Origin of the sequence: Nostoc sp. (assembly GCF_036917675.1) — a bacterium.
Classification (GTDB): domain Bacteria; phylum Cyanobacteriota; class Cyanobacteriia; order Cyanobacteriales; family Nostocaceae; genus Nostoc.
Genome location: NZ_JBALCT010000074.1, coordinates 181,951 through 195,041, shown reverse-complemented (window position 1 = coordinate 195,041; position 13,091 = coordinate 181,951). Strand labels below are relative to the sequence as shown.

The window sequence follows — 13,091 nt, the reverse complement described above, 5'->3', positions numbered from 1 at the left end:
AATTCTACTGTCTCTAACCTGAAATCGCGGTCTTAGGTTTGGTTGCAAAAATATTCCCTTGGGCGCAAGTGTAAATAGTTGCCAATAAGAGAGTATAGGCTATGGAATCTTTGTTACTACATGTGTAATTAAATAAGGCACAAAAGTAAACAAGATGGAGCCAGCTTAACTGAATAAAAATACTGCTTAAGAAGCGAGCAGATGATTTGTACGAAAATTTCTATTTCTCAGACCCTCTATCAAAAGCCTTTACTAAAGGCAGATCAAAAAAACTGTGCTAAGGTGTATAGCCGATAACCGCACAGTGACAGATGAAATACTGACTACTGGCTACTGGCTACCGAGCAATGGTGAACTGATATATGACAATACATTCTCTACAAGGAGGTGAGATACAAATGTCACCATCAAAATATTCTCGAATGATTCATTTTTTGCAAGAAGATTTGGCAATTTCCACAGCATCACTGGCGGTGGCGCTTCGCCATCGGGAGCAAGATCCAGGCCCTTTGGCAATGATTCTTTGGCAGTATGGGTTGATTACTCTAGAGCAGTTAGAAAAAATTTATGATTGGCTAGAGACAGCATAGGTAAGAAATTCAAAATTCAAAATGGGGAAACCCAATCGTGCTAGCCTCTTAGCTATTGATTGTATGCAAATTAATCAGATTAGCTTATCAACTCGCTCTTTTGATTTAGTGCTGAGTATAAATAATAATATTCAGCACTCGGTACTCAGGACTGACTAAACACTCTCACTGCTGCTGCTATACCAGATCCAGGGGTAAAGCCTTCGTAGCCAAGTTCTGTTAGGGTAACTTCTAAGGATGCTATACAGCTGAGGATATCGCGATCGCTCACAAAACCCAAGTGACCAATGCGGAAAATCTTGTTACTCAAATGGTCTTGACCACCTGCAAGGGCAATATCAAAGCGTTTTTTCATCACTGAGCGAATCTTATCCGATTCAATTCCCTGTGGTGCTACAGCCGTAATCGCCGGACTAGCGGAACTATCTGCTGCAAACAGGGGTAAATTTAACCCTTGAATACCGGCGCGGGTAGCATTCTTGAGCCGTTCGTGTCGATCAAATATTGACTCCAAACCTTCCTCTTTCATGATTCGTAACGTGGTGTGCAACGCTACAATCAAGTTCACAGGCGGAGTAAATGGAGTTGTATTTTTGGCTGTGGCTTTGCGATATTTGCCTAAGTCCAAATAATATTTTGGTAGCTTCGCAGTTTTGTAAGCTTCCCAAGCTTTGGGGCTGACAGAGACAAAACCCAATCCTGGCGGAATCATATAACCTTTTTGGGAACCGGAGGCGACTACATCCAAACCCCAAGCATCCACGGGGAGATTGAACGCACCCAAGCTCGTCACAGCATCAACGATAATTAAAGCTTCACCGTGTTCTTTGACGTGGCGGTTGATGGCTTCTAGGTCATTCAACACACCCGTCGAGGTTTCGCTGTGGGTAATGATTACGGCTTTGATTTGCTTTTGGGTATCTGCTTGGAGTTTTTCGGCAAATACTGTGGGGTCTAAGGGTTTTCCCCATTCCACCTTAACTTCTTCTACATTTAAACCGTAGGCTTGACCAACTTCTACCCAGCGTTCGCCAAATTTACCATTAGAACCAACTAAAATGCGATCGCCCCGAGAGAGAAAATTAATTATTGCGGCTTCTACAGCACCCGTACCACTGACATTCAGCGTCAGCACATCACTTTGAGTTTGGTGTAGCCACTTGAGGTTTTCCGTCACCTCAGCCAATATGTTGCTAAATTCACTGGTACGATGCCCAATTGGATGCTTGGCTAATGCCAGTAAGGCAGCTTCTGGCACCGGGGTTGGGCCTGGAATCATCAGCATCAGCTTATCGTTCATGTGTGTATCCTAAAAGTCAAATAAAAGTCAAAATTGTGGGAAGTTGGTTAAGTCTGGGAGAAAATCCTAGATATTCATCTACAAATTCCACTCAGTTTGTCACCAGCCTTGTTGTATATTTTCCAAATCTATAGGAAAAGTATCGTGGGAGTTAATCAGTGGTCAGCTTGACCTTTGCAATTTATACGAGACTCCAACTCAGATAAAACCTCTGTTCTAGGCAATCTTACCACACACCTAGATGGCCAGGTTAAGGCATCTGCTGGTAGGGAAGTGACTATTTTAGCTAATGGTGAAGCGTCTATCTAGACTCTCGCAATTTTAAGCACTGGTATGATGAATGTTTATTTGCCGCCGAAGTTGAGATATTTATGCTACTAATTGCTGCACATTGTGAAACTACACTTAGAGGTCGGCGATGCCTACGCTAAGAAACTATAAGTTTTTATACTATACTTACAAAATTGCTACAATCGTGCTTAGTTTTGTTAGTTACCATTCACGATGAGTCGTTTTTAACTAGTGTTCAGTTCATAAACTGTCACTCACCAGATCCCCGGTATTCTTGCAAAAGAGATATTCTTAGTTAGTGCAAGGAGTGATACCATTTCACCACATGTTTGTCACAAGTTATCCCCGTAATGCTCTCTCCTAAGGGAGTGTTGCAGATTTCAAATGTTACATCAAACGAGTGAGTTGGTATAAGCTTTTACGGGAAAGCGCTTGAGTGAGCAAAACTCTCAAGCGCTTTTTCGTGTATAAATAAAACAGTCTTACTCTCTGGACGATCATATTCGCGTTTGCGCTTTTCCATTTACCAGCAAAGTAGCAGAGCGATCGCATAGCTGCAACCTAAATTAACGCTTGGCAGTAAACTGCTAGCCGAGTCTCCACCAAAAACGATAACCGCGATCGCTTTAACTCAATTCTCAGCGTCCCTCTGCGCTTCCCTCTGCGTCCCTTTGCGTTAAAATTTCACCCCACAATTTGCCACGATTTTACGCAAACCTGTACTTAGCTGATTACAAAATTCACCAACTTTCCAGGCACCACAATGACCTTTTTAATCTCTTTACCCTCAATGTAACGCTGGGCAATTTCTGATTCACGCGCATATTTCTCCAACCCTGCTTTATCTGCTTGTGCCGGTACTTGAATCGAGCCGCGAGTTTTACCCATAATTTGAATCACTAAAGTGATTTCATCAGCTACCAAAGCAGCAGGGTCAAATGATGGCCAAGTTTGAGTGTGAACTGAATCACTTTCACCCAACAAATGCCATAATTCATCAGCAATGTGTGGTGCAAAAGGTGCTAGCAATACCACCAAAGTCCGAATACCTTCTGCATAAATTGGTGAATTTTTCCCGTCGGGATCAGTTAAGGCATTACTCAACTTCATCAATTCAGAAATAGCTGTGTTGAATTGATATTCGTCTTCCACGTCTTCCGTCACCGCTTGAATAGCCGTATGAATCGCCCGCCGCAATTCCTTTTCTGCCTTAGTTAAATCAGATTGGGCTTTCTTACGAGATACCCCAGCCGCAATATAATCTGTCACCAAACGCCAAACCCGATTTAAAAAGCGGAATTGTCCTTCCACATCGGCTTCATCCCATTCCAGGTCTTTTTCTGGCGGCGCTTTGAACAAGATGAACATCCGCGCTGTGTCTACACCATATTTGGAAATTACATCTTCTGGTGCGACACCGTTACCCTTTGATTTAGACATGGTGGCATAAACGAGTTGCAGTGGTTCACCTGTTTTTGGATCTCGTGGATCGGCTGGATCTACAAGATTAAAGGGAACCCACTTATCTTTACCATCTTTATTGGGATTTGTGTAAGTTAAACCCTGTACCATACCTTGAGTTAACAGGCGTTGGAAGGGTTCGTCAAAGTTCAGTAACCCTCTGTCCCGCAACACTTTAGTAAAGAACCGCGAATATAATAAATGTAAAATCGCGTGTTCAATCCCACCCACATACTGATTAACTGGCATCCAGTCATTAATTTTACTGGAATCAAAAACTTGTTGTTCATTCTTAGCGTCAGGGAAACGCAAGAAATACCACGAGGAATCAATAAAAGTATCCATCGTGTCAGTTTCCCGCTTTGCTGGAGTGCCACAAGTTGGACAAGGCACATTTACCCAGCTTTCTAACTGAGCCAAAGGTGAACCGCCACGTCCAGTAAATTCCACCTCTTCCGGCAACTGTACTGGCAAATCTTTATCAGGAACTGGCACTATCCCACAGTTGGGACAGTGAATTACAGGTATCGGTGCGCCCCAGTATCGTTGCCGCGAAATTAACCAATCCCGCAAGCGATATTGCACCCGCACTTTACCAAAACCTTGTTGTTCGGCGTATTCAATTATTGCTTGTTTAGCATCTGTGGAAGCCATACCAGTAAAAGCCCCAGAATTAATTAAAATTCCTGGTTCAGTGTATGCCCCGTTATAGTCAATTTGAATGAGTTGTGTAACTTCATTTATCTCTGATGTTGGAGTTAAGTTAAAACCTGCAACATCATTTGGGGAAGCGATGACAAAATCAATTGGCAAATCGTAATTTTTCGCAAACTTAAAATCTCGGACATCGTGTGCTGGTACACCCATCACTGCCCCAGTACCATACTCATAAAGTACATAGTCAGCAATCCAAATAGGCACTTCTTCCCCTGTAAACGGGTTAATTGCCACCCCACCTGTGGAGATACCCCGCTTAGGTTTGTCTTCTGCGGTACGTTCCAACTCACTTTGATTGGAAACCTCTTTTATAAAGACTTCTACCGCCGCTTGTTGTTCTTTTGTAGTGACGCGCTTTGTTAAGGGATGTTCTGGTGCTAATACTAAGTAGCTGACACCATAAACTGTATCTGGACGTGTGGTGTATACGCCGATTTTTTCATCTATCCCAACGATGGGAAATTCTAAGTAAGCGCCTGTAGATTTACCAATCCAGTTTGCCTGCATCAATTTGACGCGTTCCGGCCAACCTGTCAACTTATCTAAGTCATTGAGCAATTCTTCGGCGTAGTCAGTAATCTTAAAAAACCACTGCCGCAATAATTTGCGCTCAACTATTGCCCCACTGCGCCAAGAACGTCCTTCGTTATCAACTTGCTCATTTGCCAATACAGTTTGGTCAATGGGGTCCCAGTTTACAGCTGCTTCTTTTTGGTAAGCTAACCCCGCTTGCAAAAACTGTAAGAAAATCCATTGTGTCCATTTGTAATAATCAGGTGAACAGGTGGCAAGTTCGCATTCCCAATCGATGGATAAACCAAGACGCTGCAATTGCTGCCGCATCTGGGCAATATTCTGATAAGTCCACTTTGCTGGAGGTACACCACGGTCAATGGCGGCATTTTCTGCTGGCAAGCCAAAGGCATCCCAACCCATTGGGTGTATTACTCGATACCCTTGCATTCGCTTGAGGCGGGCAATCACATCTGTAATCGTATAATTACGGACGTGACCCATGTGTAGGCTGCCGGATGGATAAGGGAACATCGATAAAGCGTAAAATTTTGGCTTGTTGCTAGCTGTAGGTGTCTTATCTAAGCCAAGTTCTAGCCATGTTTTTTGCCATTTTTCCTCAATCGCTGCTGGGTTATATCTAGATAAATTAAAATTAGTACTTTCAGCCATCTTTATCTCTATAAATGAATGCTCAGATAATACTCGAAACACTTGTTGTCAGCATTTGAGTGGGAACTACACTACAAGTTCTTATTATCTTCCGATCTCCCTTAGTTGCCTAAAGTTATTGAAATAATACTTTAAATCTAGCACAAGTCCTATACCATAAGCATCCTAGCCATTTTCCTCTATAATGTCTCCATTCTCACTATTCTCATTCCCTTATCATTCGCTGCTTCCAGGGAATTTTAGCCCAATACGGTTGGGTTAAAAAAAATTGTAGGTTGGGTTGAGGCTTTGCGAAACCCAACAAAACCCCGGAAATGTTGGGTTTCGTACCTCAACCCAACCTACGTGGGTCAACGTTTTTGGCTCTAACCCAAGCGTATTGCATTTTAGCCCACATTCCGCACCCCAACTGTCACACATCAAGAAAATATCGTTGAAGAAGAATTCAGAATCAATCAGTCGGGGATTCAGCGCAAAGTGCGGTCTTGGGGAGACTCCAAGAGGAGCAACTTTGTTCTTAGACCCGCCACTGAATTGTTGCACCACAAAACAAGAAAATTTGGTGGGGGTCTTAAACCCAGTTATTCATCCGCCACTCGGAAAGAATTCATTGCTGAATTCTGACTCCTGACTCCTGAATTCTGTTTGATAAAATAGTACAGAAGAACTAGTAAAAACGAATACTTAAAGAGGTTTAATGTTAAGAAATACGATCGCCAAGATCACAAAGATTGACCTTGCGCGGTCGGTGGCTACGTTGGCAGACCTCCAGCTTGAAAAATCTGTTCGGCGGTTAAATTCAATTCTGGGAAAGTAGGCGAGACGATGCGGGCATCGCCTCTAAATTTAGCAACTTGGTATTCACCATCGATTAATTGATAAATAGATATAGTAGGCTGTTTGGGGTTGCCAGTAAACTTTTTAGCGCCTAGACCGAGATAATCTACAATCCAGTATTCAGGAATTCCAATACCCTCATACTTACCCTGTTTTGTGTAGTAGTCGTCATCCCAATTGGTGCTAACTACCTCAACTACTAAAGGAATTGATGCTGCAAGACTTACAGTTGATTCTTTTTTCCATAGCGGCTCATTCACTAAATTAGGACGATTTAATATCAGCACGTCTGGGGAGTAGCCAGATTCCGACTTAGTTGGTTTAATAAGCGCAGTTTTGGGGATTGTATAAGGTAAATTTAATCGGTCAAATCCTACTGTTAGTTTTCTTGCTATAAAACCAACGACTTCTTCATGGTTCCCCACTGGTTGTGCCATTTCAACAATCACGCCATCATATAATTCGTATCTTCCGCCTTCGGGCCGCCAAGCTGCAAAATCTTCAAAGGTTACTAGTTTAGGTATGGCTTGAGTCACAATTTATCGCCCCCAGTAGTCGTTTCAGTACTTCAAAGCCTTTTCTTTCTAAGTGTTCATAAGCTGTCAAAATCATGATAATTTTTTTTAGTATTATTGCTTATTGACAAATAGTTTATAATCTTAACTTGTCACCCATGTGCTGAACCTAGGAACGAGAAATATGATCTAGTTGGCGAGGAAGCTTTAATCTGAGGTTGACAGCAGGATTGCTGGTAGACAAAGAGGTAAAGGTGAAAATATAGAAAAAAAATTAAGAATGTGATTAAATATCAAAACAATCATTCTGAAGTGGCATCTCTAGCTCACAATAAAAAGAAAGGGATTCAGGGACTGAGTGAGCAGGTGATGCTCTATCCTGGCAACAGGAGGATACTCAAAGTCTACCACCAGTAGTAAGAATAGTAGTGGTGCATTCCAGTTATGTGGGCGATCGCATAAAAAAACCCCCAGTGGGTGTTAGCCAACCAGGGGAGCTAGTTATCAGGGTGCATCTACCAATTAAATGTTCTCAGGTTGAAGACCATAGTCCGGATAAATTTGTACAATGGTCAGTTATTATTTTTAATAAAAAACCCCAGTGGGTGTTAGCCAACCAGGGGAGTGAGTTATCAGGGTGCATCTATCAATAATCTTTTCTCAGGCAAATGGGTAGCTACCGGATAAACTAGCAAAGGTTGAAGTTGTTATTGTTTATCAGAGAAAAACCTCAGAGGGGTTAGTTATCAGGACAGACCTACCAATTAAATGACCGGTGCGCTGCCAAAATGGGTGTGTCAGAGATGATTACTGCTTTCTTTCTTATGCAGAAGAGATCCCCAAACCCCTGAAAAAGTTCGTTAGAGTTCCCTTTTTGAGGGGAGCCAGTGCCTTGCTGTTAGCGTAGCGGTAGCAACATAGGAACGCGCAGGGTAGGAATTACTTAAAGGATTTCCCGACTCTTAAAGCTTGCTATAGCGGTTATCGGTTGAGTGAGGTACAAGAACCCCACCCCCAACCCCTCCCCGCAAGCGAGGAGGGGGCTATGATGTACTTCATCTAGGAAACGCTATAGCAAGAGCGTCTTTGAATAGGAGAAGCAATGGCGTGGACTTATTCAGATATAGATTTCCGGTTTTCAGTGCGTAAGTTTTGTACTTATTGAGTAATAAAAAAACCCCCAGTGGGTTTTAGCCAACCAGGGGAGCTAGTTATCAGGGTGCATCTACCAATTAAATGTTCTAGGTTTAATCACCATGCTCCGGATAAATTTATTAGAAAGTTGATTGTTGTCGTGTGTCATAAAAAACAAGAGTGGATATTAACTGAACTAGGGGAGCTAAAGATCAAGGTACATCCATCTATTAATCAAGTATTCTAGGTTAAGCACTATTTTTAGGTAGAGAATATCTGCGTCAGAAGTTGCTGTTGTTTGCCAAAATTGAAAAAAACCCCCAGTGGTGTTAGCCAACTAGGGGAGTTGAAGATCAAGGTGCATCTACCAATTAAATGTTCTAGTCTCAAGTAATCCGATCCGGATAAAGTTGTAAAGGCAGAAAAAGCAAAACAACACTGAATCAGAAACATTCAGGGGTGGGATGCATCTAAGTTATCAGAGGGAGCGAAAAATCGACTTGAAACTTTCGCGTTTCAAACCAGATTTAGGAGGCGGACAGGAGAAACTGTGACTCAGGAATTCCACATTTCGGTAACTCCTGTAGGGCAAAATGACTACTTGGTGCGGACGGAACAAGTTGCGCCTGGGGTGCCATTGGCAGAAGAATTGGTGAGTTGGCCTGTAGCTGATTGGTTGATGGCTGCTGGCCATTTGATGAATGACCCGTTGAAGTCGGTGTTGGAGGGAGATATATTCGCTTCTGGCGGGAATGAAAGCGATATCGCCAGAAACTCTGTGAATTTGGTGGCGTTGGGTCAACAATTTTATAACGCCCTATTTCAAGGCACTCTCAGAGATAGTTGGATTACTGCCCAAGGTATTGCCCAAAACCACCAACAAGTACTACGCTTGCGTTTGGGGCTAAAAGACACTAGGTTAGCTCGTCTGCCTTGGGAAGTGATGCACGCAGGCGATCGCCCTCTGGCTACTGGGCCTTATGTGGCTTTTTCTCGCTTCCAAAGTGGAATTTTAGGGGCTTCGCCTTTGCGATCGCTGCGGGGGGCTACGCCTACACCAAATATGCCCACACCACGAGAAGAAGGTGGTGTAAAAGTATTGATGGTAATTGCTTCTCCCTCGGATCAAGTCCGTCTGGACTTGCTGAAACAGGAATCTATCAAACTGCAAGCAGAACTTCACCGTGTCCCACGACTTGCTGAAGGTAGTAATCGGTTCCCAGAAATTGAACTCACTGTCTTAGACCAACCAGGACGGGAAGAACTGACACAAGCTCTAGAACAAGGCAGATTCCACGTTCTCCACTACTCTGGTCATAGTAATTTCGGCTCTAATGGCGGAGAAATTTATCTTGCTAGTCGCAGAACTGGCTTAACGGAAATCTTAACTGGAGACGATCTGGCAGGTTTGCTCGTCAACAATAACATCCAAATGGCAGTGTTTAACTCCTGCTTGGGGGCATACACAGCTGCGTCTGATGCCTCTGGAGATACTGGCGAACGGAATCTGGCAGAAAGTCTGGTGAAGCGCGGAATCAGAAGCGTTTTGGCGATGTCAGAACGAATTCCTGATGAAGTGGCGCTGACACTCACACAATTATTTTATCGCAACTTGAGTCAGGGATATCCAGTAGATTTGTGCGTAAGTCGGGTACGCCAAGGATTAATTTCTGCCTATGGTTCTCACCAGATGTACTGGGCATTACCGATTTTATATCTCCAGCCAGAATTTGACGGTTTCTTGAGCCAGGAAACTGAGGTATCCGAAAGTGCAGAGTCGCGGAATCAGTATAGTTCGCCTTTAGGGTCAACTTCCACGATGTACTCTGGTATGGCAGATGATTCCGAGATACCTTTAGGAATGGAGGAAATGATTCCTTCTGGTTTGGCGCGTGACTCTTCTGGGTTGGACTGGCTAGGTGAAGATACTTGGGGCGATCTCGTTGATGAAATTGAGTATGATGACCCAAGCTATGAAGAAGATTCTGCGATCGTTTCGGATTTGTTTCGTCAGCTAGATAACCAAAAAGCTCCAACTGAACTGGATCAACAAATTCACGAAAATAGTCTTCAGCAAAGGCAGGTTTCAGAGGAAATTACTTCTTTGCAAAAGGAAGTAGATTTGTGGGGAGAAGCCCCAGCACCGCCACCTCAAGCTGCTGGGAACCTTGAAGGAAATTGGCAAAATTCGGCTGATTTTTTGCGTAGGCGTAGCCCAACCCAGGCATCGCAACCAGCCCCACCAAGAAATCGTACCCGTCGCCGCAAGCTGTGGCCGATTGTGGGTATTGTGGGAATTAGTGCGTTAGCAGCTGCGATCGCATTAAATTGGTGGCAAAATCGACCCCAAGCAATGCCTAACATACCAGTAATTCCCACTCAGTCTCTACCCATTCAAAAGCAACAAAATATCGATTTACAGACAGCACCAACTGGAATTGTCGCCGCCACCGCTACAGAAAAATTGAGCCAGGGTGACTTGCAAGGTGGGTTGTTAACTGTAGAAGAACTACTCAATCGTGGCGCACTGGCTGCGGCTGACACTGCCCTGAAACTGATTCCAAATAAACAAGCTGATGACGCATCTGTGAACTTTTACAAGGGACGATTAGCTTGGCAATCTATCCAAACTGGAGACAATAACTATAGCGTCGATGATGCCCGCCGTTACTGGGAAACTGCTGTAAAAGCTAAACCAGAATCGCTTTTATATAATAATGCTTTGGGATTTGCCTATTACACAGAAGGCAATCTAAATCGAGCCAATGATTCTTGGTTCAAGGCTTTGAGTTTAGCTCTCAAAGAACAGAACACCCATTCAAAGAAAGCACTCCCTAAAGATGGTTTAACTTCCTATGCTGGTTTAGCTCTTGGACTATATAAAAAATCTGCACTTAGTCAACCTAATGGTAAGCAGACACAATATCTGAATGAAGCGATCAAGTTGCGACAAACGGTAATCATGTCTGATCCAGTAAATTTCCAGGTAGATAAATTAGCTAAAAATTGGCTGTGGACAGAAAAAGCGATCGCAGATTGGCGATCGCTCCTTCAGGAAAAAGGTCAAGAATAATTCGTAATTCCTTTGATACCTTCATTTAATTCCTTCATATGAACCGAGGAAAATTGGCTGAGGGTGAGTAATATGAACTTGCCACAATGCCTTGAGAGTAGAAAACTGTTCCCGCAGCGTCGAGTACATAACAGTTGCAAAAGCGTAGCTTTCCCAATCTGGTGTTCCCAAGCCGATGGCTTTTATACCAAGTTGATTACAGGTATAAACAGCGCGGGGTAAATGGAATTTCTGGGTAATTAAAACTGCTTGCTTGACTCCGAAAATATCCTTGGCTCGATAGCAACTTTCATAAGTGCTGAATCCAGCATAATCTAAGGTAATATTTTGCATAGGTACGCCCCGTTCCACTGCGTAACTTTGCATTGCTAGGACTTCATTGTAGTCTTCTCGGCTATTGTCACCTGTCATCAAGAGCTTTTGGACTCGCCCCAATTTGTAAAGTTCTACAGCAGCAGAAACGCGATCGCCTAGCATCGGCGTTGGTGTACCATCTGGATAAACTCCCGCACCAAAGACGATGGCAACGCGCTGGGCTGGAATTTCTACTGGTTTAGTATAGCGGCGATCGCTGGTAACTGCATTTACATAGAAATTCAGCGCTAGCGGACTGATGGTTGCACTTAATAGTAGTAATGGAAATACGAGTTGCCGATGTTGTAACAACCATTGATGCAGCATAAATTTGCTTCGTTAGGATAATTCGGTTGTAGCAATAGACGCAAGTATTAGTGCCGATGTTGCAGTGGAGCGATCGCTTCTGGCAGTGTCGTTAATTGGTTGTAGTCGATAAATCTCAAATACTCATGGACGAGTCTTTGAGACTCCCTCACGAACACTTGGAACTTGTAAATTAGTATTTGAGCCTTGTGGATGAATATTTCAGACTCGCGCACGAGTGTTTGTAAGGGACTTCCAAATAAAAAAACATCCCAAATTTTCTTGTGGGATGGGTGTCCTCACCCGTCCCATATTCAGGGCGGGCAGGATGCCCACCCCACAAGATGAGTAATTTATTTCTTGGAAGTCCCTAACTCATTAATGAGTTGTATTGACTTTTTTACTTCTTTAGTCGTTTTTTACGCGACTTCTCCAGCCCAAAAAATCTGTTCAGCAGATAAGCGAACTAAGGTTATACCTTAGCCGCAGCAACACTTGGTAAACTCACTTTCAACCGCTTAAACATCGCTTCCCGCGCTTGGACAGCAAGATTATCATCTAAAGGTTGCAAGGTAATTTCCTGCTGATACTTTAGCCGCAATGCTGTTTGAATTAACCAATCGGCGACAAAAGGATTTTTCGGTAACAATGGTCCGTGGGAATAAGTTGCGATCGCATTCTGATAAAATGCTCCTTCTGTCCCATCTTCACCATTATTTCCCAAACCATATACCACGCGCCCCAAAGCTTCCACTTTCCCCAACTTGGTACGTCCGCCGTGATTTTCAAAGCCTACCAAATATGGTGTACTACCCGTCATCTCTTGCAAATCTCGCGCCAAACGTGAAGCTGTCACTTCAATTACCAAGTTGCCAATACAACGCTTAGTATTTTCACCAGGATGAACGGAAACTAAATCGAGTATTCCCAAACCTTCAATCCGTTGTCCTAATCCTGGTTCATAATAATGTCCCAGTAATTGGGGTGAACCACAAGTAAATACTCCCGGAGTCCCATTTTCGATTTTCTCGCGCATGGCGTCAGCTTTTGTACCTTGCAAATCACGCATGACAATTTCTTGCTGACGATCTTGTGCGCCACCACCAACTATGACATCTACAGTTTTAATATCTGCGGCTGTGGTATTTTGATCCAGGGGTAACACCTTAACATCGTATCCCCGCCACTGAGCGCGACGTTCTATAGTAATTACATTACCGCGATCGCCATAGGTACTCATCAGTGTTGGGTACAACCAACCAATTGTTAATTCTAAATTTTGAGAACTCATAAATAACTCTTCATTAATATGATTAAACAACGCTATA

Annotated in this window: 8 protein-coding genes; 2 read left to right on the top strand and 6 right to left on the bottom strand. The window is 43.3% G+C overall.

Annotated elements, in window-relative coordinates; all coding sequences use genetic code 11:
- Positions 1-362 precede the first annotated feature (362 nt).
- Positions 363-590 (top strand): DUF2949 domain-containing protein, encoded by a 228-nt coding sequence (locus V7K31_RS30435; RefSeq protein ID WP_334830755.1) that lies wholly within the window; start codon positions 363-365, stop codon positions 588-590.
- A 145-nt stretch (positions 591-735) separates the two neighbouring features.
- Here the strand turns inward: V7K31_RS30435 and V7K31_RS30430 are convergent, their stop codons facing one another.
- From V7K31_RS30430 to V7K31_RS30420, 3 genes are all read right to left on the bottom strand, one after another.
- Complete coding sequence (locus V7K31_RS30430) at positions 736-1,890, bottom strand: pyridoxal-phosphate-dependent aminotransferase family protein (protein ID WP_335100094.1); 1,155 nt, start codon at positions 1,888-1,890, stop codon at positions 736-738.
- A 1,014-nt stretch (positions 1,891-2,904) separates the two neighbouring features.
- Entirely contained in the window at positions 2,905-5,544 is a 2,640-nt protein-coding gene (gene leuS / locus V7K31_RS30425; protein ID WP_335100092.1) for a leucine--tRNA ligase, read from the bottom strand.
- 752 nt (positions 5,545-6,296) lie between these two features.
- Positions 6,297-6,917, bottom strand: a complete 621-nt coding sequence (locus tag V7K31_RS30420) for a Uma2 family endonuclease (RefSeq protein WP_335100090.1) — start codon at positions 6,915-6,917, stop codon at positions 6,297-6,299.
- A 1,663-nt stretch (positions 6,918-8,580) separates the two neighbouring features.
- Between V7K31_RS30420 and hetF the strand changes: the two genes are divergently transcribed.
- Positions 8,581-11,103: a cell division protein HetF gene (hetF, locus tag V7K31_RS30415; RefSeq protein WP_335100088.1), complete on the top strand. Its 2,523-nt coding sequence runs from the start codon at positions 8,581-8,583 to the stop codon at positions 11,101-11,103.
- Positions 11,104-11,124: 21 nt separating this feature from the next.
- On the opposite strand, the gene V7K31_RS30410 is transcribed toward hetF, so the two are convergent.
- The 3 genes from V7K31_RS30410 to V7K31_RS30400 all read right to left on the bottom strand — a co-directional run bounded on the left by V7K31_RS30410 (position 11,125) and on the right by V7K31_RS30400 (position 13,054).
- On the bottom strand, positions 11,125-11,784 hold the full coding sequence (locus V7K31_RS30410; protein WP_335100086.1) for a SanA/YdcF family protein: 660 nt from the start codon (positions 11,782-11,784) through the stop codon (positions 11,125-11,127).
- A gap of 47 nt (positions 11,785-11,831) precedes the next feature.
- Positions 11,832-11,999, bottom strand: coding sequence for a hypothetical protein (locus V7K31_RS30405; protein ID WP_335100083.1), 168 nt, complete (start codon positions 11,997-11,999; stop codon positions 11,832-11,834).
- 236 nt (positions 12,000-12,235) lie between these two features.
- Positions 12,236-13,054, bottom strand: a complete 819-nt coding sequence (locus V7K31_RS30400; protein WP_335100081.1) for a type 1 glutamine amidotransferase — start codon at positions 13,052-13,054, stop codon at positions 12,236-12,238.
- Positions 13,055-13,091 lie beyond the last annotated feature (37 nt).